The 23,157-nt window shown below is 70.7% G+C and carries 25 protein-coding genes; 13 read left to right on the plus strand and 12 right to left on the minus strand.

Annotation, left to right across the window (positions count from 1 at the left end; genetic code table 11):
• Positions 1-150: 150 nt before the first annotated feature.
• From ACIBEJ_RS44625 to ACIBEJ_RS44640, 4 genes are all read right to left on the minus strand, one after another.
• Complete coding sequence (locus tag ACIBEJ_RS44625) at positions 151-288, minus strand: hypothetical protein (RefSeq protein WP_397189045.1); 138 nt, start codon at positions 286-288, stop codon at positions 151-153.
• A 35-nt stretch (positions 289-323) separates the two neighbouring features.
• Positions 324-467, minus strand: coding sequence for a hypothetical protein (locus ACIBEJ_RS44630; protein WP_397189046.1), 144 nt, complete (start codon positions 465-467; stop codon positions 324-326).
• Between the two features lie 145 nt (positions 468-612).
• Positions 613-1,263, minus strand: a complete 651-nt coding sequence (locus ACIBEJ_RS44635) for a DUF4230 domain-containing protein (RefSeq protein WP_397189047.1) — start codon at positions 1,261-1,263, stop codon at positions 613-615.
• 28 nt (positions 1,264-1,291) lie between these two features.
• The gene (locus ACIBEJ_RS44640) at positions 1,292-2,602 is read right to left on the minus strand and encodes a hypothetical protein (protein ID WP_397189048.1); all 1,311 of its coding nucleotides are present in this window, start codon (positions 2,600-2,602) and stop codon (positions 1,292-1,294) included.
• A 223-nt stretch (positions 2,603-2,825) separates the two neighbouring features.
• Between ACIBEJ_RS44640 and ACIBEJ_RS44645 the strand changes: the two genes are divergently transcribed.
• From ACIBEJ_RS44645 to ACIBEJ_RS44655, 3 genes are read left to right on the plus strand one after another with little or no spacing between them, the layout of a single operon-like run.
• Entirely contained in the window at positions 2,826-3,377 is a 552-nt protein-coding gene (locus ACIBEJ_RS44645; protein WP_397189049.1) for a MarR family winged helix-turn-helix transcriptional regulator, read from the plus strand.
• Positions 3,361-4,305, plus strand: a complete 945-nt coding sequence (locus ACIBEJ_RS44650; protein ID WP_397189050.1) for a tetratricopeptide repeat protein — start codon at positions 3,361-3,363, stop codon at positions 4,303-4,305. The genes ACIBEJ_RS44645 and ACIBEJ_RS44650 overlap by 17 nt, the downstream gene beginning before the upstream one ends.
• Before the next feature lie 16 nt (positions 4,306-4,321).
• Entirely contained in the window at positions 4,322-4,951 is a 630-nt protein-coding gene (locus ACIBEJ_RS44655) for an AAA family ATPase (RefSeq protein WP_397189051.1), read from the plus strand.
• Here the strand turns inward: ACIBEJ_RS44655 and ACIBEJ_RS44660 are convergent.
• Positions 4,926-6,068, minus strand: coding sequence for a phosphatidylinositol-specific phospholipase C1-like protein (locus ACIBEJ_RS44660; protein ID WP_397189052.1), 1,143 nt, complete (start codon positions 6,066-6,068; stop codon positions 4,926-4,928). The two genes, ACIBEJ_RS44655 and ACIBEJ_RS44660, sit on opposite strands and share 26 nt — an antisense overlap.
• 175 nt (positions 6,069-6,243) lie before the next feature.
• On the opposite strand from ACIBEJ_RS44660, the gene ACIBEJ_RS44665 reads away from it, so the two are divergent.
• On the plus strand, positions 6,244-7,653 hold the full coding sequence (locus ACIBEJ_RS44665; protein WP_397189053.1) for an NAD-dependent malic enzyme: 1,410 nt from the start codon (positions 6,244-6,246) through the stop codon (positions 7,651-7,653).
• 233 nt (positions 7,654-7,886) lie between these two features.
• Here the strand turns inward: ACIBEJ_RS44665 and ACIBEJ_RS44670 are convergent, their stop codons facing one another.
• Positions 7,887-9,260, minus strand: coding sequence for an MFS transporter (locus ACIBEJ_RS44670; RefSeq protein ID WP_397189054.1), 1,374 nt, complete (start codon positions 9,258-9,260; stop codon positions 7,887-7,889).
• Positions 9,261-9,327: 67 nt separating this feature from the next.
• Between ACIBEJ_RS44670 and ACIBEJ_RS44675 the strand changes: the two genes are divergently transcribed.
• Entirely contained in the window at positions 9,328-9,936 is a 609-nt protein-coding gene (locus tag ACIBEJ_RS44675) for a TetR/AcrR family transcriptional regulator (RefSeq protein ID WP_397189055.1), read from the plus strand.
• 126 nt (positions 9,937-10,062) lie between these two features.
• Here ACIBEJ_RS44675 and ACIBEJ_RS44680 read toward each other — a convergent pair whose 3' ends face one another.
• Positions 10,063-10,758 carry a hypothetical protein gene (locus tag ACIBEJ_RS44680; RefSeq protein WP_397189056.1) on the minus strand — a complete coding sequence of 232 codons (696 nt, stop codon included), beginning with the start codon at positions 10,756-10,758 and terminating at the stop codon, positions 10,063-10,065.
• Between the two features lie 112 nt (positions 10,759-10,870).
• On the opposite strand from ACIBEJ_RS44680, the gene ACIBEJ_RS44685 reads away from it, so the two are divergent.
• Positions 10,871-11,449, plus strand: a complete 579-nt coding sequence (locus ACIBEJ_RS44685; protein WP_397189057.1) for a YqgE/AlgH family protein — start codon at positions 10,871-10,873, stop codon at positions 11,447-11,449.
• Here ACIBEJ_RS44685 and ACIBEJ_RS44690 read toward each other — a convergent pair.
• Positions 11,446-12,051: a TetR family transcriptional regulator gene (locus ACIBEJ_RS44690; RefSeq protein ID WP_397189058.1), complete on the minus strand. Its 606-nt coding sequence runs from the start codon at positions 12,049-12,051 to the stop codon at positions 11,446-11,448. The two genes, ACIBEJ_RS44685 and ACIBEJ_RS44690, sit on opposite strands and share 4 nt — an antisense overlap.
• A 156-nt stretch (positions 12,052-12,207) precedes the next feature.
• On the opposite strand from ACIBEJ_RS44690, the gene ACIBEJ_RS44695 reads away from it, so the two are divergent.
• On the plus strand, positions 12,208-13,803 hold the full coding sequence (locus ACIBEJ_RS44695) for a DHA2 family efflux MFS transporter permease subunit (RefSeq protein WP_397189059.1): 1,596 nt from the start codon (positions 12,208-12,210) through the stop codon (positions 13,801-13,803).
• An 86-nt stretch (positions 13,804-13,889) separates the two neighbouring features.
• Here ACIBEJ_RS44695 and ACIBEJ_RS44700 read toward each other — a convergent pair whose 3' ends face one another.
• Positions 13,890-15,335: a cellulase family glycosylhydrolase gene (locus tag ACIBEJ_RS44700; protein WP_397189060.1), complete on the minus strand. Its 1,446-nt coding sequence runs from the start codon at positions 15,333-15,335 to the stop codon at positions 13,890-13,892.
• 45 nt (positions 15,336-15,380) lie between these two features.
• Between ACIBEJ_RS44700 and ACIBEJ_RS44705 the strand changes: the two genes are divergently transcribed.
• From ACIBEJ_RS44705 to ACIBEJ_RS44715, 3 genes are all read left to right on the plus strand, one after another.
• Positions 15,381-15,881, plus strand: coding sequence for a hypothetical protein (locus tag ACIBEJ_RS44705; protein WP_397189061.1), 501 nt, complete (start codon positions 15,381-15,383; stop codon positions 15,879-15,881).
• Positions 15,878-16,135: a DUF3039 domain-containing protein gene (locus ACIBEJ_RS44710; RefSeq protein ID WP_397189062.1), complete on the plus strand. Its 258-nt coding sequence runs from the start codon at positions 15,878-15,880 to the stop codon at positions 16,133-16,135. Before ACIBEJ_RS44705 ends, ACIBEJ_RS44710 begins: the two co-directional genes overlap by 4 nt.
• Before the next feature lie 79 nt (positions 16,136-16,214).
• A complete protein-coding gene (locus ACIBEJ_RS44715) occupies positions 16,215-17,114 on the plus strand; it encodes a zinc metalloprotease (protein ID WP_397189063.1) in 900 nt (299 codons plus the stop codon).
• A gap of 5 nt (positions 17,115-17,119) precedes the next feature.
• On the opposite strand, the gene ACIBEJ_RS44720 is transcribed toward ACIBEJ_RS44715, so the two are convergent.
• Positions 17,120-17,416, minus strand: a complete 297-nt coding sequence (locus ACIBEJ_RS44720) for a hypothetical protein (RefSeq protein WP_397189064.1) — start codon at positions 17,414-17,416, stop codon at positions 17,120-17,122.
• Positions 17,417-17,496: 80 nt separating this feature from the next.
• Here ACIBEJ_RS44720 and ACIBEJ_RS44725 point away from each other — a divergent pair, with 80 nt between their 5' ends.
• The 3 genes from ACIBEJ_RS44725 (at position 17,497) to ACIBEJ_RS44735 (ending at position 21,680) form a co-directional block, all read left to right on the plus strand.
• On the plus strand, positions 17,497-18,882 hold the full coding sequence (locus ACIBEJ_RS44725) for an MFS transporter (RefSeq protein ID WP_397189065.1): 1,386 nt from the start codon (positions 17,497-17,499) through the stop codon (positions 18,880-18,882).
• Between the two features lie 168 nt (positions 18,883-19,050).
• Entirely contained in the window at positions 19,051-19,797 is a 747-nt protein-coding gene (locus ACIBEJ_RS44730; RefSeq protein ID WP_397189066.1) for a hypothetical protein, read from the plus strand.
• A 134-nt stretch (positions 19,798-19,931) separates the two neighbouring features.
• Positions 19,932-21,680 (plus strand): DEAD/DEAH box helicase, encoded by a 1,749-nt coding sequence (locus ACIBEJ_RS44735; protein ID WP_397189067.1) that lies wholly within the window; start codon positions 19,932-19,934, stop codon positions 21,678-21,680.
• 293 nt (positions 21,681-21,973) lie between these two features.
• On the opposite strand, the gene ACIBEJ_RS44740 is transcribed toward ACIBEJ_RS44735, so the two are convergent.
• Both ACIBEJ_RS44740 and ACIBEJ_RS44745 read right to left on the minus strand, forming a co-directional pair.
• Positions 21,974-22,468: a hypothetical protein gene (locus ACIBEJ_RS44740; RefSeq protein WP_397189068.1), complete on the minus strand. Its 495-nt coding sequence runs from the start codon at positions 22,466-22,468 to the stop codon at positions 21,974-21,976.
• A gap of 103 nt (positions 22,469-22,571) precedes the next feature.
• Positions 22,572-23,144, minus strand: a complete 573-nt coding sequence (locus ACIBEJ_RS44745) for an isochorismatase family protein (protein WP_397189069.1) — start codon at positions 23,142-23,144, stop codon at positions 22,572-22,574.
• Positions 23,145-23,157: the final 13 nt, after the last annotated feature.

Raw genomic sequence — 23,157 nt, forward strand, 5'->3', positions numbered from 1 at the left:
TGGGCTGGTGGGTCTTGGGGTGGGAAACGGGTTTTGGCGTGGCGGAGTACTCCGCCACGCCCGTGGTTTCAAAATGGAGCCGGCAGCCCGGCTAGGGAGGCAGTTTGGCCCGGCCGCGAGGGAGGTGGCGGCCGGGCCATCGTGCGGTGGTCATGAGGACAGGAACTTGGCGAACACCGAGCGACGCCCGGTCTTACGCGCCTCGCGGGCCCGCCGGTGCTCGGCGGCGGCCCTGCGAAGCTCCTCGGCGTGGTTCTGCATCACGGTGTACTCGAGTTCTGCGTTCATCGGAACCTCCTGAAAGGTAGTGAGGGGTACGGAACTTAGTGGGAGAGAAGCCTGGCGAGGACGGAGCGGCGGTGCTTGCGGCCCCTGGTCGCCTCCATGGCCCTGCGGTGCTCGGCGGCTACCCGGCGCAGCTCCTCGGCGTGGTTCTTCATGAGCGCGTACTCAAGTTCGGCATTCATTTCGGGTGACTCCCGGTGTCGTGGTGCTGTTGTTTTCTTGCACTCCTAACACTCCTCCTAAGGCCCACCCCGCCACATCGGGCGGATGCCTTATCTGTGCGCCTTAGGCGGGACCGGGGGTACCTAGACGGGGTCCTGGACCTCCCTAGGGCTCGTCCGAGAACTTGACGGTGACCTTGGTGAAGCCCAGCGACTTCAGCAGTCCCTGGAGCATGACCTTGGTGTTGGCGTCGGCACGGGCGCGCAGGTCACTGGCGGTGGCCGCCTCCGCGATCTTCTTCTCGGCGAGGACGTAGAGCTCGCGCTGGTCGGTGGGGCTGGCCGACAGGAAGTCCTCGACGCGGTCGAGCAGGCCGCGCTGCTGGGCGAAGACGTAGGAGCGGTTGTTGTCGATGTTGGGCTTCTCCAACTGGGCCCGGGGCAGGCGCAGCGTCACCTCCTTGCGGTCCTCGGAGACGGTGACGGCGTCCTTGGCGAGGCCGGTGAAGTCCACGTAGGCGTCCACGCCACCGGAGCCGACGAACAGGGTGCGGCTGCCCTTGATGGCGTCGGGCAGGAAGTTGGCGTCCTTCTCGAGGTCGACGACCACCTGGAAGGTGCCGGTGGCCGCCTCGAAGCGGCTGAGGTCGTGGATCGACTGCAGGAGCACCGGCTGGCTGCGGTCTATGGTCTGCTCGCCGAGGGGGTTCCACCAGGCCCAGGCCAGGCGCCCGCCGACGATGAGGAGGGCGGCGAGCACGAGGAGCCCGGCGATATTGCGCCACCTGCGACGTCGCGTCAGGGGAGTTGTCGTCATGCGGGCAGTACTACCCGCACGACGATCATCAGTGCCAGCTCTGGGGTGACATTCCTGTCGGATACACCGGATAAACGGGCGTTGGCGACGCCGGTACGGCACTCGCCATCGGCCCACCGCCGAAGTGGGTGCCCGACAGCCTGCACGACTGGAACTCGTTGTAGAACATGCGCAGCCAGTCGCGCCGCTGCGGCTCGCTCAGCCCGGAGAACCACGCCGCCGCGTACTGGTGCTCGGGCATTGGCCCGCCGGGCAGCGGCTCGCCGCGCAGCCACGCCATGACGATGTCGCGGTAGCCGTCCGCGGGCGAGTCGACGCACTCGGCGGCCAGCGACTCGATGTAGGCGTAGGCGGCCTCGTCGGCGAACCCGGCCGACAGGTCGGGCACGTGGATGGCGGCCAGCCCCGCGGTGGACTTCAGCGGCTCGCCCAGCGGGCGCTGCTCGACCCGGGTGAAGGCGGCGGGTGTGCCGGACAGGCGGGAGGCGATCTTGGTGAAGGCGGCGCCGAGCTCGGTCAGCCCGCCGCGCATGCCGGGGTGGACGCAGACGGTGATCGGCCAGTCCTGGCAGCTGTAGGCGATGGCCTGGGCCGCGGCGGGCTTGGGGTCGGTCAGCAGCCGCGCCACCCCCGTCCCGGCGGCCAGTACGGCCAGCAGCGCGCAGGCCAGCACCAGCGCCTGCCGCGTCACCACGGCCGCCCAGCCGAGCAGCAGCGCCGCGGTGATCCCGATCAGCCAGAGCGTCTGGTCGAGGAAGGCCGTCCCGCTGAGCCCCTGGAACAGGTCGTACGGCTCGCCCGTCCCCGGCGCCAGCCGATCGGCCCAAGGCCGCCCCTCGGCCAGCCAGGTGAACAGCCCGTAACAGGCGATCCCGGCCACCGGCGGCATGAAGGGATGGGGCAGCAGCCACCCGGCGACCCACCCGACGACGGAGTAGAGCGCCAGCCCGGCCATGCCCATGCCGAGGCCGGACAGGCTCAGCCTGCCCGCCTGCTCGGTCAGCACCGTCTTGATGGCGAGCACGAGCACGGTGGCGGCGAACGAGCCGGTCACGACCACCAGGATGGCCAGCGGCGCCTTGAGCGCGCGCCAGGTCGACAGAGAGCGCCCCCGCAGCGCGCGCCGCTTGCGCAGTGCCACCCACGCGGCGAAGGCCGCGGCCACCGGGCCGGTGAGCCGGAGCGAGCCGATCACGGCGGCCACGATGTTCTCCCAGGCGTCGACGCCGGGGATGAGCACGCTCCATGCCGCCATCAGGCCCAGAGCGAGCAGGACCGCGACGGTGACCGCCGCGCTGTGCTTCAGCTCCTCGCGAGTGACACCCGCGTGCTCACGCACAGAAAACCCCGTTGACGTACATCAAAAGCACCCCCCGTGCCCCTTGGCGCCGCGAAGCTGTGATGTCCGGGCCGTCCCCACGGCTTCCTCCGGACTTTGCGCTCCGCGTCACCTTCCGTGCGAGAACCATAACTGAGCGTGATGATTGAAGGCGGCGTTCTTGGTCAAGCTCGTGCGTCCGGCTGCGCTACGTAATCAGACGAACCAGCGCTAACGTAGCGCTGTGCCACAGCCGAAGTCGCTCAACCTGCCGTTCGATCCCATCGAACGCGCCGCCGAGACCTGGCGTGTTCACTTCGGGCCCTCTTCCGCCATGGCCGCCGTTACTTCGATCATGAGAGCGCACCAGATCCTCCTGTCGCAACTTGACTCGCTCCTTAAGCCGTACGACTTGACCTTCGCGAGATACGAGGCATTGGTGTTGTTGACTTTCAGCAGAACCGGCGCGCTCCCGCTGTCGAAGATCGGCGAACGCCTCATGGTCCATCCCACGAGCGTCACCAACACGGTCGACAGGCTGGAGCGCTCCGGCCTTGTCACCCGCCTGCCCAACCCGCGCGACGGCAGGGGCGTGCTCGCCGAGATCACCGACGCGGGCCGCGAGGCCGTGCGCCGCGCGACGGCCGACCTCATGGCCGCGGAGTTCGGCATGGAGATGTACGGCGAGGCCGAGCTGAAGCAGATGTTCGACCAGCTCCGCACGCTCCGGGTGGCGGCTGGTGACTTCGGCGCCTCCCCGATGCGGCAAGATGAGGAGCATGGCGGACTTCTCTAGGCCCGGGTCGCTCTACGGAGCAGTGGACCTGGGCGCGCGTAAGCAGGCACTGGAGGCGCAGGCCAGGCGGGAGGCCGCGGGTCCCCAGGCCGCGTCGGCGTCGGTGGTCGACGTCACCGAGGCGACCTTCACCGGCGATGTCATCGAGCGGTCGCGGACCGTGCCGGTCATCCTCGACCTGTGGTCGCCCCGGGCGCCGGGCAGCGCACAGCTCAGCCCCGTGCTGGAAAAGGTGGTCGCCGGGCTGGGCGGCCGGGCCGTACTGGCGAAGGTGAACGTGGACGCCAGCCCGCAGATCGCGCAGGCGCTGCGCGTGCAGGCGGTGCCGACCGTGCTGGCCATCTTCCAGGAGCAGGCGGTGACCGGCTTCCAGCAGGTGCTGCCCGAGGCGGAGATCCAGCGCTGGCTGGATGAGCTGATGGGCGCCGTCGAGCAGTTCTACGAGGCCAACCCCGCCGCGCGCCCGCCGGAGCAGGAGGGCGAGGCGTTCGCCCAGGACGGCCCGGCCGAGCCGCCCGCCGACCCCGACCTGCTCGCCGCCGAGCAGGCGATCGACAAGGGCGACCTCGAGGCGGCCGAGGCCGCCTACGAGCGGCTGCTGGCGCGGGTGCCGGGCGACGAGGACGCCAGGATGGGCCTGGCGGGCGTCGGGCTGATCAAGCGCACGATGACGGCCGACCCCGGCGAGGTGAGCCGCCGCGCCCAGGACCCCGCCGACATCGAGGCCCAGTTGCTCTCCGCCGACCTGGAGATGCTGGCCGGATCGGTGGACGAGGCGTTCGCGCGGCTGGTGGGCGTGGTCAAGCGCACCTCCGGCGACGAGCGGGAGAAGGTGCGCAAGCACCTGCTCGGCCTGTTCGACGCGCTGCCCGCCGAGGACCCGTCGCTGGCCAAGGCGCGTCGGGCCCTGGCGAACGCCCTGTTCTGACGTCTAACCTGGACATATGCGGGTCGTCACGATTTCGGCGACGTACGGCACGGCCGGGCACCTGATCGGCCCGGCCGTGGCCGAACGCCTTGGCGTGCCCTTCGTCGACCGCGCGATCCCCAGCGCCGTGGCCCAGGAGCTGGGCTGCTCGCTGGAGGAGGCGCTGGCCCACGACGACCGGGCGGAGCACGGGCTCGGCCGCCTGCTGTCAGGGGCGATGCGGCTGCCGACGGTCACGTTCGGCGGCGTGGACATGTACGTGCCCGGCGCCCTGCCCGTGGCGCCCGAGGAGTTCGTGCGCAGGACCGAGCGCACGATGAAGGACACGGCCCGCGACACCGGCGGCGTCTTCCTGGGCAGGGCGGGCGCCGTCGTGCTGGCCGACCACCCGGGCGCCCTGCACGTACGCCTGGACGCCCCGCTGAAACGCCGGATCGCGCAGACGGCCACCCTCTCGGAGCTGTCCGAGAAGGAGGCGCGCCGCACGATCGAGGACAACGACCGGGCCCGCACCGCCTACGTGCGGCACTTCTACCGCGTGGACCCGGCCGAGCCCTGCCAGTACCAGCTCGCCGTGGACAGCACGCTGATCCCGGTGCCGGTCTGCGTGGAGGTCATCGTCACCGCTGCCGAGGCCCTGGACTGATGTCCAGCCGGTGGTCGCGGCAGCCCTTCGGGGCGCTGACCGGGTTGCAGCGGGCGGTGGCGCCGCCGGGCAGTTCGCCCACGTACTCGGAGCCGTTGCGCGCCGACAGGCCGATGACGGGGAAGTCGGTGCTGACCATCTGGGCGCCGCTGTCCAGGGCCGCGCGCAGCCGCGTGGTGTCGCCGGAGCGGGCCTCGGTGAACGGCACGTCCGAGCGGGTGCGCACGTAGTAGCCCTTCTTCACGAACTCCTGGATCTGGGCCAGGTTGGCGCCGAGCGGGTCGTTCCAGCCGATGAAGGCGGCGTCCGGGCGGCCGGGGCGGGAGTTGGTGAACAGCACCCTGCCCTCCAGGCTCGGGCGTCCGGCCAGGTAGTGGGCCTGAAGGGCCGGGTCCTGGTTGTCCATGAAGAACATGACCTTGCCGCGGGAGCGGTCGAGGCGCGGCCAGCCGTACCGCAGGACGGACTCTTCGAGCGTGTGGCCGGCCCTGCGGACGCCGTCGGGCGTGATGAGCCGCTCGCCGGGGAAGACCGAGCGGATCTCCGCGTCCAGGGCGTCCAGCAGGGCCGTGTCCCACGGCGGGCTCTTGGCGCCGCCCATCGCCTCCTTGGCCGGGTCGGTGCGCTTGAGCTCGGTCAGGATGGTGATCGGCACGTGGCCGGGGTTGGCGTCCGACCACTGCTTGACCTGGCGCAGGCACTTGACGAGCGTCGAGCAGTTGGAGGCGTAGTCGTGGTCGCCCCAGTGCAGGACCTTGAAGCCGGGCTTGGCGAGGTCGGGGTCGGTCAGCGGGGGCAGGCCGGCGTCGCGGCGCACCAGCGGGCTGGTGTAGAGGCCGCCCTTGGGGTCGGGGAAGACGTCCAGCTCGATGCCGCGCACGTTCTGGGCGGCGAACTGGTTGGGGATCGCGGTGTGGGAGTACTGCAGGTTCCACCAGTTGCGGTCGGTCCTGCGCTGGACGTCCTTCTCCTCGTCGGTCAGCTCCAGGTGGTAGCTGTTATGCGTGGCCATGGTCTGGACGTGGTTGACGCGGAGTTCGTTCCCGGCCGCCGTCGCGGGCGCCGCTGTGGTGAGCAGGGCGAGCGCGGTGGCGGCCAGCAGGGCGGGGGTGCGCAATGGTGCTCCTCGTGCAGGGGATACGGGACGACCCTTGAGGGAGTGGATGAACGTTCCGTTGCAACATTTCCTGATCTTTGGGGAAATATCCGGAAACATCGGCTGTGGGATCGTGCACTCGCGAGAAGTGGCACCATGGAAAGCACTCTTGGTCAGGCCCTAAGGAGCGGATGACGTGGCGACCGTCCCGAGTGTGTCGTACTCCATCACCGTGCGGCTCGAAGTGCCCGCAGGCGGCAAGGCCGTCAGCGCGCTCACCCACGCCGTAGAGACCGCGGGCGGCGTGGTCACCGCCCTCGACGTCAACACCGCGGGCCACGACAAGCTCCGCATCGACGTCACCTGCGCCGCGCGCGACACCGACCACGCGCAGGCCATCGTCGACCAGCTCGAAGCCATCGAGGACGTGGTCATCCACAAGGTCTCCGACCGGACCTTCCTGATGCACCTCGGCGGCAAGATCGAGATGAAGTCGAAGGTGCCGCTGCGCAACCGCGACGAGCTCTCGATGGCCTACACCCCGGGTGTGGCCCGCGTCTCGATGGCCATCGCGCGCAACAAGGAGGACGCGCGCCGCCTGACCATCAAGCGCAACACCGTCGCGGTGGTCACCGACGGCTCGGCCGTGCTCGGCCTGGGCAACATCGGCCCCGAGGCCGCGCTGCCGGTCATGGAGGGCAAGGCGGCGCTGTTCAAACGGTTCGCCGGAATCGACGCCTGGCCCATCTGCCTGGACACGCAGGACGTCGACGAGATCGTCAGGACCGTGCAGGTGATCGCCCCCGGCTTCGGCGGCATCAACCTGGAGGACATCTCCGCGCCCCGCTGCTTCGAGGTCGAGCGCCGCCTGCGCGAGCTGCTCGACATCCCCGTCTTCCACGACGACCAGCACGGCACCGCCATCTGCGTGCTCGCCGCGCTCACCAACGCCCTGCGCGTGGTCCGCAAGGAGATCGGGCAGGTCAGGATCACCATGGCGGGGGCCGGTGCGGCCGGCAACGCCGTACTGCGGCTGCTGCTGGCGGCGGGGGCCCGCAACGTCATCGTCTGCGACTACCTCGGCGCGGTCCACAAGGGCCGCGACGACCTCGACGAGTCGCTGCGCTGGATCGCCGAGCACACCAACGCCGAGGGCTACTCCGGTGACCTGCGCGGCGCGGTCAAGGGCGCGGACGTGTTCGTGGGCGTGTCGGCCCCCGGCATCCTCAACGGCGACGACATCGCCACGATGGCCGACGACGCGGTGGTGTTCGCGCTGGCCAACCCGGAGCCCGAGGTCCAGCCCGACGACGCGCGCGAACACGCCGCCGTCGTGGCCACCGGCCGCTCCGACTACCCCAACCAGATCAACAACGTGCTCGCCTTCCCGGGCGTCTTCCGCGGCCTGCTCGACGCGCAGGCGGGCGGGGTGACGCAGGAGATGCTGCTGGCGGCGGCGGGGGCGCTGGCCGCGGTGGTGACGCCGGAGGAGCTGGGTCCCAACTACATCGTGCCGAGCGTGTTCCACCCCGACGTGGCCACCGCCGTCGCGGCGGCCGTCCGCGAGTCCGCCGGCGGGCGCGCGAGAGGCTTCACCGAGGCCTGATCGCGCTACTGCCCGCACAGATCCGTCTGTGCGGGCAGTTTTATGCGCTGTGGTTCTCGCGGTTTCTTCTGTGCGGGCCGTTTTTCCGTTACGGCAAGCCGTGGTTGCCCCACCCGCCGCACGGGGTTGGCCCCCGTCCAGGGAGACGCCCGTCCAGCGTGCGGGGCCGGCCGCCGCGACGACGCCCGCGTGCTAGGAGATGCCCGTCACCGTGTTCCTCATAGCCGGGTCGCTCAGGTGCGGCGGAGGAGAAGGGCGGTCAGGGCCAGGGCGGCGTTGACCAAGATGGCGACCGTGACCCCCTGCAGGACCGTGCCCATCGCGGCGGTGGCGACGGCGCTCATCACCGGGATGCCCATCGTGATGCCGACCTGCTGCGTCATCGTGGCGAGGCCGGTCGCCAGGCCCTGCTCCGAGTCGGGCAGTCCGGACGTGGCGGTCACCATGAAGCCGACGATCGCCACCATGTTGCCGATGCCGCCGACGAACGTGGCGACGAGCAGCAGCCAGATCCAGCCCTGCGAGGCGCCGAGGAGCCCGAGCGAGGCCGTGGCCACGCCCTGGACCGCGAACCCGGTCAGCAGCGCGCCCCTGGTGCCGATCCTGGACAGGATCCTGGGCGCCAGCACGCCGCCGATCACCGTGCCGAGGCCGAGGACGCCGAACGCCAGCCCGGTCGCCAGCGCCGAGTAGCCGAGCACCTTCTGCAGGTAGAGCGTGAGCAGGAACACCAGCGAGGTCTCGGTGGCGAAGGCGATCAGTCCGGCCAGGTTGCCCCACTTGACGGTGGCCCTGGTGAGGATGGACACCGGCACCAGGGGGTGGGCGGCCCGCCGTTCGACGAACCAGAAGAGGACGAGCAGCACGAGACCGGCGGCGAGCGCGCCCACGCCCAGGGGGTCGGAGAAGCCGTGCTCGCCGGCTCGGGTCAGCCCGTAGACGAGGGCCAGGAGGCCGCCGGTCACGGTGATCGCGCCGGGCACGTCGATCCTGGGCCGCTGCTCCTGGCGGCTCTCGGCCAGTACGGCGGGCGCGGCCACGAGCACGGCGAGCGCCACGGGCACGTTGATGAAGAACGCCCAGCGCCAGCTCAGCAGGTCCGTCAGCAGTCCGCCGAGGATCGCGCCCGAGGTGAACCCGGCCGACATCAGCGCGCCGTTCAGCCCGAGCGCCCGCTGCCGCAGCGGCCCCTCGCGGAAGGAGGTGGTCAGCAGCGAGAGCCCGGCGGGCGTGACGATCGCGGTGGCCAGCCCCTGCGCGACCCTGGCCGCCAGCAGCATGCCCGGCGAGGTGGCCAGCCCGCCGGCCAGCGAGGACAACCCGAGCAGCGCCATCCCGGCCAGGAAGAGGCGCCGCCGTCCGAACAGGTCGGCGATGCGCCCGAACAGCAAGGTGAAACCGGCCGCCGCCAGCGCGAACGTGGTCGCCACCCACTGCAGGTCGGCCAGCGCGAACCCGAGTCCCGAGCCGATCACCGGCAGCGCCACGTTCAGGATGGAGAAGTCGACGGCCAGCATGAACTGGGAGCCGAGCAGCAGCACGAGGATCAGCTTCTGCCGGGCGGTCATCCGGTCGGACGCGTGCGCCCGCTCCGTGAGTACGGTCATCTCAGCCCCTTAATGGGTCATTCGTTCCGTTAAGATGGAGACGAACGTAACACACCGAGGAGCCTTAATGGAACAGCAGTCCCGTTTGGCTGGAACGGTACGCCCCGGCGGGCGCACGGCACGCACCCGCGCCGCGGTCCTGGAGGCGACCCAGGACGAACTGGTGGAGTGCGGATTCCACGGCCTGAACATGGATCGGGTGGCCGCCAAGGCGGGCGTCGGCAAGACCACGCTCTACCGCCGCTGGGGAGACCCCGCGGGCCTGGTCACCGACCTGATGGCCGAGCTGGCAGAGTCCTCGGCCCCGCACGCCGACACCGGCGGGATCGAGGGCGACCTGCGGGCCAACGCGCTGAACGTCCTGGGCGCCGTCACCGACCCCCGCCTGGGCGCCACCTTCCAGGCCGTCATCGCCGCCGCGACCGGCGACGAGGCGGCGGCCGCGGCGCTGAGCGACTTCTATCTGCGCCGCGTGCGTGCCTGGGCCCCGGTGGTGGAGCGGGCCGTGGCACGCGGCGAACTGCCCGAGGGCACCGACGGCATGGAGGTGATCAGGGCGGTCTCCGCGCCGCTGTACTACCGCCTGCTGGTCACCAGGGAGCCGGTCGACGAGGCGGTCGCCGAACGCGCCGCCGCCCGCGCGCTGGCGGCCGCGCGGGCGGGTGCGTTCACATAAGAGGCGTTCGTGAGAGGGCGGCTGCGTTCACGCGAGGGTGCGTTCACGCGAGGGCGTGTTCGCGTGCGGGTGCGTTCACGTGAGGGTGCGCTCGGGGGCGGGCCTGCGCGTGAGGGTACGGCCCCGCTAGAGGGTTGACTCGGGGCGCCGGTAGTTCTGCCGGGGCCAGATCGAGCCGTACCACCAGACGATGCCGCCGGTCAGGACGAGGCCGCCGGCGGTGGCCAGCTTGCCCATGAAGTCGGAGGGCGGCCCGGTGAAGGGGAGCTCGTCGTCGCAGTCGTCGCCGCGACGGCAGTCGTCCTCGTCGTCCCAGCAGGGCTCGCCGCGGTCGCAGTCCTCGTCGTCCCAGCAGTCCTCGCCCCGGTCGCAGTCCTCGTCGTCCCAGCAGGGCTCACCCCGGTCGCAGTCGTCCCACTCGCGGCCGCGGTCCCAGGCCCGGCGGTGGTTCGAGCCGCAGTCGTTGCCGATCTGGTCGCGGGAGACGAGCTTGTCGCGCGAGTCGGGGGTGGTGTAGAAGGTCTCGATCTCGACGCGGCGCTGGTGTCCGAGCTTGATGCGCTTGGTGTAGTTGCGGCGGGCTTCGAGGACACCGGTGTCGACGGTCTCGTCGTCGCGGGTGATCTGGAACTCGGCCTGGTAGTCGCTGGTGCTGCGGAGCCGGACCTCGACGGTTCTGTTCTCGCAGTTCGGCCTGCTGACGCTGACGGTGAAGGGCGCGTCGGGCGCGGGCGGCACGGCCGCGCCGGCCGATGTGGTGAGGAGCAATGCGCCCAAAGGGGCCGCCAGTGCTGCCAGTGTGAGGCGGGTGCCAATGGTCATAGCTTCCCCCAGCATGGTGATCTTTGCTACCTACAGTGCCCGTTTGATAGCACTGCGTAACATCAGTAACCCGGGGCAGCGAGATGGCCTTCTCCTCCCTCATGATGGAGGTATGGCGGAGGCGATCTACGTGGGCGGGTTGTTGGTGGCGACTCCGCTGCTCGACGACCCGAACTTCCGGCGTAGCGTCGTGCTGATCCTGGAACACGACCTCGACGGCGGCACGCTCGGCGTCGTGCTGAACCGGCCGAGCGACGTCTCGGTGACGCAGGTGCTACCCGTCTGGGACCCGCTGGTGACCGGGCCTTCCGTGCTGTTCGAGGGCGGTCCGGTGCAGACGGACAGCGCGCTGGCGCTGGCTGCGGTGCCGAGCGGGGAGGAGCCTCTGGGCTGGCGGCGCCTGCACGCGGGCACGCCCGCGGTCTCGCGCCTCGGCACGGTCGATCTGGACGCGCCGCCGGAGATCCTCCAGGGTGAGATCGCGCAGATGCGGATCTTCGCCGGTTACGCGGGCTGGAGCGCGGGCCAGTTGGAGACGGAGATCGCCGAGGGCCACTGGTACGTGGTCGACTCCGAGGCCGGCGACACCTTCCACGACGATCCGGGCACGCTGTGGCGTCGGGTGCTCAGGCGGCAGCCGGGCGAGCTGGCGTTCGTGGCGACCTGTCCCGACGACCCGTCGATGAACTAGGCGTCCCAGCCGGGCCTGAGCGAGCGTTCCGCGATCGCCAGCGTCTGTTCCATGCGCTCGACGATGGCGTCGATGTTCATGGGCTCGGTGGGGCACTCGAAGCCGACCCGCATGGTGGCCATGGCCCAGGCGACGATCAGGTGCGAGAGCTGGTCGTCGTCGCCGACCCCGCGGCGGCGGGCGATGATCTCGGTCAGGCGCCGCTCGGTCTCGGTGCCGCGGGCGACGGACTTGCCGACCAGGGCCGGGTTCTGCTCGAAGAGTTTGCGGAGCTTGAGGAACCTCTCGGCGTCTTCCGGCGTTGAGCCGTGCATGTCGTGAAACATGGCACGCAGGGCGTGTGCCAGAGACGTGAACGGCGGCTCGTCCGCCGGCCGGCTGTCGAGGGTCTCCGTCATCGTCTCCTCCCCCTGCTCGTGGAACCACAGCGGGATGGAGTCCTTGCTGGGGAAGTAGCGGAAGAACGTCCGGGGCGAGACGTCGACGACCCCCGCTATCTGCTCGATGGTGGTGGCGTCGTACCCTTGTTCGAGGAAAAGATCGAGCGCCACGTCGAGGAGCGCGACGCGGGTCTTCTCCTTCTTGCGTTCTCGCAGTCCCACAGCCGTCACTCCCTCGAAACCTTCCTGTCACACTATGACATAAGTCATCGTGTGCCGATTAAAACCCGTTTGTCATCTGTCATCGTATGACATAAGTTACCGGAGTCTTAGGTTACTTATGCCCCGGTGTGGGGTGGCTAGCGTAGGGGGACTCGAATGGCGGCTCACGCGAAGGCGACGGTGGAGGTTCCGTCGCCCCCGGGCGGAGCTCAATCGGCAAGCGGGGGAAATCCGTGGCTGACGCTGCTCGCGGTGTGTCTGGGCGTCATCATGGTGATGCTCGACGGCACCGTGATGGGCATCGCGGCCCCGGTCATGGGCGCCGAGCTCGGTGCGACGCTCTCGGACATGCAGTGGGTGACCAACGGCTACCTGCTCGCGCTGGCGGTCTTCCTGATCACCGCCGGCAAGCTGGGTGACATCTACGGCCACAAGCGGGTCTTCCTGCTCGGTGTCGCGGGATTCGCGATCACCTCGGCGGCCATCGCGCTGAGCGGCTCGGTCACCGCGTTGATCATCTTCCGGGTGCTCCAGGGTCTGTTCGGGGCGCTGCTGCAGCCGGCCGCGCTCGCGCTGCTGCGCTCGGCCTTCCCCAAGGAGCGGCTGAACCAGGCCATGGGCGCGTGGGGCGCGATCATCGGTCTGTCCAGCGCCGCCGGCCCGATCCTGGGCGGCCTGCTGGTCGAGAACGTGAGCTGGCAGTCGGTCTTCTACATCAACGTCCCGGTCGGCATCGTCGCGCTGATCATGGGCTTCCTGATCATCAAGGAGAGCCGCGCCGCGAGCCTGTCCAGGATCGACTGGCCGGGTGTCGTGCTGCTGTCCGGCATGATGTTCTCGCTGGTCTGGGCGATCATCAAGGCGCCCGAGTGGGGCTGGACCGACCCGAAGACGCTGATCTTCGCCGGGGTCTTCGTGGTCTTCGCCGCCGCCTTCATCTTCTGGCAGAGCAGGGCCAAGCAGCCGCTGGTGCCGCTGTCGCTGTTCAGGAACCCGTCCATCTCCATCGGCACCGTGCTGATGATGATGGTGGCCTTCGCGATGTTCGGCGCCATGTTCTTCCTGGGCTTCTTCTTCCAGGGCGTGCACGGCCTGACGCCGCTTGAGGCGGGCCTGCGCATGCTGCCGATGAGCGCCGGCATGATCGTCGCCTCGCCGCTGGCGGCCATGGCGATCGGCAAGCTCGGACCGAAGATCACCATGGCGGTCGGCCTGCTCATCACCGCCTCGGCGATGTTCCTGATGTCGCAGCTCAGCATGGACGCCTCGTTCGTCGAGAGCGGCCTGCCGTTCCTGCTGCTGGCCTTCGGACTGTCGCCGGTCTTCGTCGGCGCCACCGAGATCATCGTGGGCAACGCCCCGCTGGAGCTGGCCGGTGCGGCCGGCGGCATCCAGCAGTCGGCCATGCAGGTCGGCGGCGCGCTGGGCACCGCGATCCTCGGCGCGGTCATGGCGGGCACCATCGCCGACAAGCTGCCCGGCTACCTCGGCCCCGGCGCCGCCGCGCTGAAGCCCGCCGAGCTGGAGGGCCTGGAGAAGGCGGCCGCGTTCGGCACCGTCCCGGCCGAGGCGACCCAGGGCATGGCCCAGCCGATCATCGACGCGCTGACCAACGCCGTGCACCTGGCGTTCATGGACGGCATGCACACCGCGTTCACGGTCAGCACGATCGTCGCGGTGATCACCGCCGGTCTGGCGCTGTTCGTGCGCTCGGGCCGCAAGATCGAGGGCGAGCCGGTCCACATCGGCTGACCCACCCTCATCCCCACGTACGGCTCCCGCCCACCCGGCGGGAGCCGTACCGCTGTCTGGGGGATGGCCAGGCGTGACGACCGGGGCTATCGGGGGGTGATGACCAGGTCCAGGCGGCCGGAGGTCTTGGTCTTGACGGTCAGGACGCGGCGGGTGGCGTCCCACTCGGCCTCGCCCAGCGACGCCTTGCCGCCGTTGGGGAAGCTCCTGGCGGGCAGGTAGATCTCGGTCGCGCCGGTCTCGTTGGCGTCGAAGGTGACGGTCAGCTTGACCGCCTCCTCGTCGTAGGCGACCCGGAGAGGGACCCCGCCCACGGCCCTCGGGTACGGCCGCGCGTAAGCCTCGACCAGCGGCCCCGCCCGCCCCTTGTCGTAGGGCCCCCAGGGGCCGTCGTCGCGCGACCAGTAGGCGCGGCCCATGGCGGTCTCGTCGGTCACCTGGAGGATGCGTTCGACCAGCTCCGTGGCGCCCGGCCGGGTCATGTCCAGCCCGAACTCGCCCAGCACGATCGGCGCCTTCATCCGCTCGGCCGTACGCAGGATGTTGTCGCGCCACCAGCCGAGCGTGCGGTCGGTCCACTCCCTGGATCCCGCGGTGTAGTCGTCGCCCAGGTCCAGCGGGAGCGGGTAGAGATGCGGCGCGAACGCGATGCGCGCCGGTCCGGTGCGCGGGTCGTCGAAGGCGGGCAGCGCGGAGGGCAGGCCCCAGTTGACCCCGACCGCCTGCGGCTCCAGGAAGATCCAGCTATCGGGGTCGACGGCGCGGATCTCGGCGATGGACTTGCGGTAGAGGGTGGCCAGCGGGCCGGTCTCGAAGGCGGCGCCCTGCACCGATCCGCCCCACGGCTCGTTCATGAGGTCGTAGCCGATGACGGCGGGGTCGTCCTTGAAGCGGTCGGCGACGGCTCGCCAGGCTTTGGCGTAGCGGTCCATGAGCTCGGGGTGCTCGCCCGTGGTGTTCCAGAAGTGGTCGAAGGCGCGGATGACACCGGGCTCCAGGTAGTACATCTCCCAGGTGGGCTGCTCGGTGGCGACGGGCAGGCCGTCCATGAACGTGGCCCACTGGGGCGCGCCGTTGCCCGCGACCTTGGAGGGGGTGATGCCGTTGCCCCACAGGTCCTGGTGCATGTCGAGCATGACGTGGTAGCCGCGTTTGCGGTACCAGCCGATGCGCTCAGCCACCTTGTCCAGATATTTCGTGTCATAGGTGCCGGGGGAGGGCTCCACCGCGCGCCACTGCAGGAGGAAGCGGACGAAGTTCGTCCCCATGTCCCGGTACTCGCGCTCCACATCCGCCTCGGCCAGCTTCGGCAGGCCGTCCGGCGTGCTCTTGGCGCTGCTGGCGGTGTTGAACCCGTGCAGGATCAGCGCCCGTCCCGCGTCGTCGGTCACGTACCTGCGCGCGGGCTGCGGCGTGTCCCTGGCCGCCGCGGCCACACCGCCACCGGCCACGACCAACGCCACCACGGCGCCTGCGATCCACCGCGCACGCTTCATCTCATCGAACTCCGGCATCCGCGGGGTTTCCCGCATCTGGGGTCTTCCATCACCATCTTGGTGGCCGCTAGCCTGCCGAACATGAGCTTTGGTCGCAATAGCCTTCCGGCGATCGTCACCGCGCTGCTCGCGCTGTTCTTCGGCCTGTTCGGGACGTGGCTGGTGACGCGGGTCGGGTACCTGGCCGTGCCGTCGGCCGTGGGCCTGCCGTACGGGCTGCCGGGGCTGCGGGTGACGCCGGTCGGCGAGACGTCCTGGCTCTTCCTGCTCGCCGACGTCGCCGCGGCGCTGGTGCTGGTGGCGGTGGTGGCCAGTACGCGGCGCGGGTTCTGGGCCACCTGGGGCGTGTTCGTCCTGGGGTCGATGCTGGCCGGGCTGCTGCGGGCCGCGGTCCTGGCCACCTCGGCCGAGGCCGGTCTGGGCGCCTACGCGGGGCTGGCCGGAGGTGGGCTGGTGGCCGGGCTGCTCTGGGGGATCGTGCTCGGATGGATCGCCGGGCTGGCCGCGCTGCCGCGGCGGCGTGCCGTACGGGGCGTCCAGGAGGATGGGCGCTTGCCCGCGGGCATAAACTCGATGGGGTGAGCACGAAGATCCTCCCTGAGCAGAAAACCACGCCGCAGACCTCGCACGGCGACGGGGACCACGAGCGGTTCGCCCACTATGCCGACAAGCACAAGATCACCGAAGCCATGGTGACGGGCACGCCGATCCGTGCCCTGTGCGGCAAGGTGTGGGTGCCCAGCCGTGACCCGAAGAAGTACCCGGTCTGCCCGGAGTGCAAGGAGATCTACGAGGGGCTGCCGGCCGGCGGCGGCGACGGCGACGACAAGCAGTGAGTGTTGATCACGGGTGATCGCCCCCGGTAGGGCTACGGTCGGGGTGACCTGACCTGCTCATGCCGTATCGGGGGAGTGCATGGCCCGGCGTGCGACCGCCGTTCTGTTGGTGTGCCTGTTCGCGGCCGTGCCACCGATCGACAGCCCTGCTGATGCCGCCGCTTCCTGCGAGCGGCCCGCCGTACCCCGGCTGAGGGGTGAGCGCCCGCCCGACGTGCGGGCGCCGCACGTGCGCGAGCCCGATCCACGGCAGGTGCGCAAGGTGCTCGCCGAGCTCGGCGAGCGGCTGGGCGACACCAAGCCGCCCAGTTCGATCGAGGTCCCGACGTGGGTGCACGTGCTCACCGACGGGCGCCGGCGGGCGCCGGACGAGGCCGTGCGCGCGCAGATCGCCGCGCTCAACTCCGCGTACGGCGGGCGGCTCGGCGGCGTCGACACCGGCGTGCGCTTCCGTCTGGACGGCATCACGCTCACCCGAAACGCGACCTGGTTCGGCGACCCCCTAGGCCACGAGGCGGCCATGAAGGGCGCGCTGCGCAGGGGCGGCGTGCAGACGCTCAACCTCTACATCGGCCAGCTCAGCGAACTCGTGCTCGGCTTCTCGACCTACCCCTTCTGGTACGCCTCCGGGCCGGGCCTGGACGGCGTCGTCGTCGACTGGCGCAGCCTGCCCGGCGGCGCCCTGCGCAACTTCGACCGGGGCTTCACCGGCGTCCACGAGATCGGTCACTGGCTCGGGCTGTTCCACACCTTCGAGAACGGCTGCGAGGAGCCGGGCGACGGCGTGGACGACACGCCCCCCGAGGCGCTGCCCACCGAGGGCTGCCCGGGGGGCAAGGACACCTGCCCGCTGGGCGGTCCCGATCCGGTCCGCAACTTCATGGACTACTCCTACGACCGGTGCATGACGGAGTTCACGCAGGGTCAGGCGGTCAGGATGCACGAGATGTGGGCGGCCTACCGCGGCGCGCAGACCTGACCCGGCTACACGAACGACAGCAGGGAGACGGCCAGCCCCGCCGCGGACAGCAGCGCGCCCGCGCGGCTGCCCCCGGTGCGCCGGACCGCGAGGCCGGTGAGCAGCCCGCCGAGGCCGAACAGCAGGCCGACCAGACCGGCGATGAGGCTGAACGGGTTCGGCGCGGTTCCGGCGGCCGTCCAGCCGCCGGGGACGAGGACCCATACGGGACCGCTGGCCAGACCGGCCAGTCCGGCGAGCAGCGAGCCGCCGCCCAGCAGGGTGCCCGGCTCGGTCCGCTCGGGCTTGGTGGAAGATCGCATGGAGCCCATCCTCCCTGCTCGCCGCGTGGAGGCCGCAACACCGGGGTTACTTGGAAGTGAAAAATGGTGACATCTAGGATATGGGGGTGACAGCACCGAAGACTCTGGACACTCCAGTCGACCCGCCCCGCATCTTCGGGCCCACATACCGCACGGCCACCTTCGGCATCCTCCTCGTCGCCACCCTGATCGCCTTCGAAGGCATGTCCGTCGGCGTCGTCATGCCGCAGATCTCCCGGGACCTGCGCGCCGTGGAGCTCTACGGCATCAGCTTCTCCGCCTTCCTCATCGCCAGCCTGTTCGCCAACGTGGTGTCGGGACTCTGGTCGGACCGGCGCGGATACACCATGCCGTTCCTGGTGGGCGTGGTGCTGTTCGTCGCCGGCATGGGCCTGGCGGGGGCGGCGGTGAACGCGCAGATGTTCATCGTCTCCCGCGCCGTCCAGGGGCTCGGGGCGGGGACCACGATCGTGGCGCTGTTCGTCATGATCGCCCGGGTCTACCCGGCCGAGGTGCGTCCCAAGGTCTTCGCGGGGCTGTCGGCGGCCTGGGTCGTGCCCGCCATGGTCGGACCGGCCATCGCGGGCTTCGTCGGCGACCGGTTCGGCTGGGAGTGGGTCTTCTTCGGCATCATCCCGCTCGTGGTGCCCGCGCTGGTCATGCTCATCCCGGCCCTGAACAGGAAGCCCACCGAGGAGGCCGCGCCCTCGACGGGACCGCGCGCCAGGCCGGCACTGATGTCGCTGGCGGCCACCTGCGCGGCGGTCGGCGCGGGCACGCTGCTGTTCGGCATCCAGGAGCACACGGTCGGCAGCGCCCTGCTCGGCGCGGTGGGACTGGCGCTGCTCGGCTACGGCCTGTACCGCCTGCTGCCGCCGCACGCGCTGCGCTTCGGCCGCGGCCTGCCCACCACGGTCATGATGCGTGGGATGTTCTCCGCCGCCTTCTTCGGCGTCAACGCCTACATCCCGCTCGCGCTGCAGGAGGTCAAGGGCTTCGACGCCACCACCGCGGGCATCGCGCTCACCACCGGCGCCCTCGGCTGGTCGACCGGCTCCTACCTGCAGAGCCGCCGCGACGCCCCGCCGCACCGGCGCATCAGGCTCGGCGGCTTCTGCGTGATGGCCGGAGTGCTGCTCACCATGCTGTCGGTCCTGCCCGGCGTCACCGGATGGGTCGCGGTGCCCGCCTGGATCATCGCCGGATTCGGCATGGGCATCGGCATGACCACGGTCAGCGTCACCGCGCTCAAGCAGTCGCCGGTCAACGAGCAGGGCGCCAACTCGGCCGCCCTGTCGGTCACCGACATGCTCGGCTCCGCCCTCACCATCGGCGTGGGCGGCGCGCTGGTGAACATGATCGGCCACGCCCCCGCGCAGATCGCGACCGGCTTCGTGGTCATCTCCTGCCTCATGGCGGCCATCGCCCTGGCCGCGGCGCTTCTGGCGGGCCGTACCGCGGGCTGAGCGCGCGGAGTGAGCGGGCGGCCTGCCGGGTACGCACTGATCGTGCCCCTGGCCTCCCGTGCCCCGCCGTACCCCTCATTCGGCTAACTTTCCCCTTCCGCCCCAGCGATCACGGATCGCCGGACCCGGCGCGGGAGGAGTGATAGGACAGCGGGACGAGGAGGTGCCATGGAGGACGATCACCGCGTCTGGCCGCCCGGGTCGCCGCGCGGCACCCCTCCGCTGCCCGCCGCCGACGACGATCTCGACGATCTCGACGAGCCGTGGAACCCCCCACTCAGACGTACGGCGGGCCGCGACGTCGAGCCCACGCCGTGGGAGTCGCTGCCCCCTTCCGCCCGCTACTACGGCAAGCCGGCGACCCCCAGCCCGGTGCGCCGCTCGCGCTGGCGGCGGCGGGCCGGGGCGGTGCTGGCGCTTCTCGTGGCCGCGGGGCTGGTGGGCGGGCTGGTCGTGGTCGTGTTCAGGATGGCGACCCCGCCGCCGGTCCAGGGGCGGCTCGTCGATGGCGCCGCCCAGGTGACGATGATGCTGCCGCAGGACTGGCAGGAGGGGGTGGTGGCGCCGGTCACCGGGTTCACCTCGGTGGCGCGCTCGGATCGCGGGGTGGTGATGGCGCGGGCCGTACCGCACTCCCAGCAGGCGCCGCGCACGATGGTGGCCGACACCGCGCAGCTCTACTCGCGGCTGCTGCTCAAGGGCGACCAGGTCGACATCGTGGACGACCGGGCGCTGCCCCAGGGGCACACGCGGGCGATCCGGGCCGAATATCGGGATGTGGTCAACCGTCCGGCCTATCTGCGGGTGACCCTTCTCACGCGGCCGGGGCGGCCCGTCCTGCTGGTCGGACTGCTCCAACCTGCGGATACCGCCTCAATCGCGGCCCTCGACTCGGTGATGGCGAGCGTGCGATAAGCCGCGCTACGCCCAATAGCACGCAAGGATGAGGTTGGCCAGGATCCAGGTTCCACGGCACGTCTTGTCGGTCGGCCCGATTACTCTTGGGTCACTGTGAGAGAGCGAAGCACACGAACCCCAGGGGTGATGCGGTGAGTACGTTCGCCGCATCCCATCTGTCACCCTCCTATCCCGACAGGGCAGCATGGGGCACCGCGCCCAAGCTGAGGGCCTGGCAGCAGGAGGCTTTCGACCTCTACTTCAGGCGCGAGCCCCGTGACTTCCTCACGGTGGCGACGCCGGGCGCGGGCAAGACGACCTACGCCCTGCGCATCGCCAGCGAGCTCCTGGCCAACGGCGTGATCAGGGCCATCACCATCGTCACGCCCACCGAGCACCTCAAGCGCCAGTGGGCCGACGCCGCGGGCCGGGTCGGCATCAACATCGACCCCGAGTTCAAGAACAGCCAGGGCGCCACCTCACGCGACTACATCGGCGTCGCGGTCACCTACGCCCAGGTCGCCATGCACCCGGCGCTCCACCGCGCCCGCACCGAGGCGCGCAAGACGCTGATCATCTTCGACGAGGTGCACCACGCGGGCGACGCCAAGTCGTGGGGCGACGGCATCCGCGAGGCGTTCGAGCCGGCTACCCGTCGCCTCCAGCTCACCGGAACCCCGTTCCGGTCCGACGACAGCCCCATCCCCTTCGTCGAGTACGCCGAGGACACCGAGGGCTTCAAGCGCAGCGTCTCCGACTACTCCTACGGCTACGGCCCCGCCCTCGACGACGGCGTCGTCCGCCCGGTCATCTTCCTCGCCTACTCCGGCGAGATGAAGTGGCGCACCCGCGCCGGCGACGAGATCGCCGCCACCCTCGGCACCCCGCTCACCAAGGACCAGCTCTCCCAGGCCTGGCGGGCCGCGCTCGACCCCAAGGGCGACTGGATCCGCCAGGTGATGCAGGCCGCCGACCGCCGCCTCACCGAGGTACGGCGGGGCGTCCCCGACGCCGGCGGCCTGGTCATCGCCACCGACCATGAGGCCGCCCGCGCCTACGCCCGCCACCTGCGCGCCATCAGCGGCGAGGGCGCCACCGTCGTGCTCTCCGACGACCCGGGCGCCTCCAAGAAGATCAAGCAGTTCGCCGCGTCGGAGGACCGCTGGCTCATCGCCGTGCGCATGGTCTCGGAGGGCGTGGACATCCCGCGCCTGTGCGTCGGCGTCTACGCCACCTCCACCTCGACCCCCCTCTTCTTCGCCCAGGCTGTCGGCCGCTTCGTGCGGGCCCGCAAGCGCGGCGAGATGGCCTCGGTCTTCCTGCCCTCGGTGCCGACCCTCATGGGGCTGGCCAACGAGATGGAGGTCGAGCGCGACCACGTGCTCAACAAGCGGCCGCCGGAGGACGGTCTCGACGACACGCTCCTCCAGGAGGCCAACCGCAAGAAGGACAATCCCGACGTCCTGGGTGACGAGCTGCCGTTCGAGACCATGGAGACGTCGGCCACCTTCGACCGGGTGCTGTTCGACGGCGGCGAGTTCGGCACCGGCGCCGAGGTCGGCTCGGCCGAGGAGGAGGACTTCCTCGGCCTGCCCGGCCTGCTCGAACCCGACCAGGTGGCGACCCTGCTGCGCAAGCGCCAGTCCGACCAGCAGGCCGCCAAGACCAAGAAGGCCGAGACGGTCAGGCCCGCGCTGGCGCCCCACGAGCAGATGGCCGAGCTGCGCCGCGAGCTCAACGGCCTGGTCGGCGCCTGGAACCACCGCACCGGCCAGCCCCACGGCATCATCCACAACGAGCTGCGCCGCGCCTGCGGCGGTCCGCCCATCGCCCAGGCGACGGCCGAGCAGATCCAGGAGCGCATCGACAAGATCCGAGCCTGGGCCACCCAACGCCGCTGACCCCACCCTTCGGACGCCGCCCGCGCCTGACCTCCGCCGTGTTGGGCGCCACCGTGTTGGGCGCTGCCGCTTTTGGGTGCCGCCGGTTCGAGGTTGGGTGCCGCCGGTTTTGGGTGCCGCCGGTTCGAGGTTGGGCGCCGCCGGTTTTGGGTGCCGCCGGTTCGAGGGTTGGGTGCCGCCGGTTTTGGGTGCCGCGGTTTGGGCGCCGCGCCAGTCCCTGGCGTTCGCCTGCCGTTGAGCGCCACTCGCCCGTTGTGGGCGCCACTCGCTCCGGCGTTCGGCCGCCGAAGGGGCTAGGGAGTGGGGATGCGGTGGTTTGTGCGGCCGTCTATGGCGCGGTAGGCGCCTGGCCTGGGCAGGGGGACCCGTAGGGAGGCGGCGCCGCCGTTCACGTGCACCGGGACGGTGGTGACGCCGGGGTGTACGCCGGTCAGCGGGCCCTCGTGGATCCACACGCGCAGTTTGTGGCCCTTGGGGCGCAGCAGCACCTTCGCGGTGTCGCACTCGGTGGCCGAGGCGGGCCAGGTCAGCTCCAGGCTGCGCCGCCTGACCACGCGGGCCGTCGCGGGGACCGGGGCGCTCTCGGCGCACTCCGCCTGGCGCGGCATGGTGTGGGAGACCACGACCGGCTCCGGGTCCAGGGCGTCGGCCAGGGCGACCGTACCCGACTCAAGGAGCACCAGCACGGCGACGGCGCCGGCCCTGGCGAGGTTGTGGCCGCGGACGAGCACCCAGAGGCTGAGCGGCGCGAGCACCAGCCATGCCAGGCCCAGGGAGATGGCGAGCATGAGGACCCCAAGACGGTGAAGGAGAGATTACTCTGCGTGTCGATGTGATGACAGAGGGGTGTCGCCGTCCTGGATATCACATGACCGGTGGGCCGCGTGGTCGCTAAGCGCGCACGATCGGGGCCCCGTGCAGATTGGCGCCCGCGTCGGTCAGCTCCGCGACGGCCTTGTCCGTGGTGGTGCGGGCCACCCCGGCGGTCAGGTCCAGCAGCACGTTCACCGCGAGCCCGTGCTTGACCGCGTCCAGCGCCGTCGCGCGCACGCAGTGGTCGGTGGCGATGCCGACCACGTCCACCTGGTGTACGCCGTGGGCGCTGAGCCAGTCGGCCAGCGAGACCCCGTCGCCCGAGGCGCCCTCGAAGCCGCTGTAGGCCGCCTCGTGCGCCCCCTTGCTGAAGACCTCCTCCACCGCCGCCACGTCGAAGGCGGGGTGGAAGTCGGCGCCAGGCGTGCCGGCCACGCAGTGCGCGGGCCAGGAGGAGACGTAGTCGGGCGTCGCGGAGAAGTGCTCGCCGGGGTCCACGTGGTAGTCGCGGGTGGCCACCACGTGGTCGTAGCCGTGGTCGGCGACGTGGCGGGTGATGGCCGCCGCGACCTCCGAGCCGCCTGCCACGGCGAGGCTGCCGCCCTCGCAGAAGTCGTTCTGCACATCGACGATGATCAGCGCCGTGCTCATACCAAGAACGATA

The organism is Nonomuraea sp. NPDC050790 (assembly GCF_044456745.1).
GTDB lineage: Bacteria > Actinomycetota > Actinomycetes > Streptosporangiales > Streptosporangiaceae > Nonomuraea.

Excerpts from the sequence above, each read along its gene's own strand:
- ACIBEJ_RS44715 (WP_397189063.1), top strand. The coding sequence starts at position 16,215 with ATGGCCCGGCGTGCGACCGCCGTTCTGTTGGTGTGCCTGTTCGCGGCC.
- ACIBEJ_RS44720 (WP_397189064.1), bottom strand. The coding sequence starts at position 17,416 with ATGCGATCTTCCACCAAGCCCGAGCGGACCGAGCCGGGCACCCTGCTG.
- ACIBEJ_RS44675 (WP_397189055.1), top strand. The coding sequence starts at position 9,328 with ATGGAACAGCAGTCCCGTTTGGCTGGAACGGTACGCCCCGGCGGGCGC.
- ACIBEJ_RS44695 (WP_397189059.1), top strand. The coding sequence starts at position 12,208 with ATGGCGGCTCACGCGAAGGCGACGGTGGAGGTTCCGTCGCCCCCGGGC.
- ACIBEJ_RS44705 (WP_397189061.1), top strand. The coding sequence starts at position 15,381 with ATGAGCTTTGGTCGCAATAGCCTTCCGGCGATCGTCACCGCGCTGCTC.
- ACIBEJ_RS44650 (WP_397189050.1), top strand. The coding sequence starts at position 3,361 with ATGGCGGACTTCTCTAGGCCCGGGTCGCTCTACGGAGCAGTGGACCTG.
- ACIBEJ_RS44655 (WP_397189051.1), top strand. The coding sequence starts at position 4,322 with ATGCGGGTCGTCACGATTTCGGCGACGTACGGCACGGCCGGGCACCTG.
- ACIBEJ_RS44630 (WP_397189046.1), bottom strand. The coding sequence starts at position 467 with ATGAATGCCGAACTTGAGTACGCGCTCATGAAGAACCACGCCGAGGAG.
- ACIBEJ_RS44670 (WP_397189054.1), bottom strand. The coding sequence starts at position 9,260 with ATGACCGTACTCACGGAGCGGGCGCACGCGTCCGACCGGATGACCGCC.
- ACIBEJ_RS44725 (WP_397189065.1), top strand. The coding sequence starts at position 17,497 with ATGGGGGTGACAGCACCGAAGACTCTGGACACTCCAGTCGACCCGCCC.
- ACIBEJ_RS44635 (WP_397189047.1), bottom strand. The coding sequence starts at position 1,263 with ATGACGACAACTCCCCTGACGCGACGTCGCAGGTGGCGCAATATCGCC.
- ACIBEJ_RS44700 (WP_397189060.1), bottom strand. The coding sequence starts at position 15,335 with ATGCGGGAAACCCCGCGGATGCCGGAGTTCGATGAGATGAAGCGTGCG.
- ACIBEJ_RS44740 (WP_397189068.1), bottom strand. The coding sequence starts at position 22,468 with ATGCTCGCCATCTCCCTGGGCCTGGCATGGCTGGTGCTCGCGCCGCTC.
- ACIBEJ_RS44730 (WP_397189066.1), top strand. The coding sequence starts at position 19,051 with ATGGAGGACGATCACCGCGTCTGGCCGCCCGGGTCGCCGCGCGGCACC.
- ACIBEJ_RS44625 (WP_397189045.1), bottom strand. The coding sequence starts at position 288 with ATGAACGCAGAACTCGAGTACACCGTGATGCAGAACCACGCCGAGGAG.
- ACIBEJ_RS44685 (WP_397189057.1), top strand. The coding sequence starts at position 10,871 with ATGGCGGAGGCGATCTACGTGGGCGGGTTGTTGGTGGCGACTCCGCTG.
- ACIBEJ_RS44745 (WP_397189069.1), bottom strand. The coding sequence starts at position 23,144 with ATGAGCACGGCGCTGATCATCGTCGATGTGCAGAACGACTTCTGCGAG.
- ACIBEJ_RS44680 (WP_397189056.1), bottom strand. The coding sequence starts at position 10,758 with ATGACCATTGGCACCCGCCTCACACTGGCAGCACTGGCGGCCCCTTTG.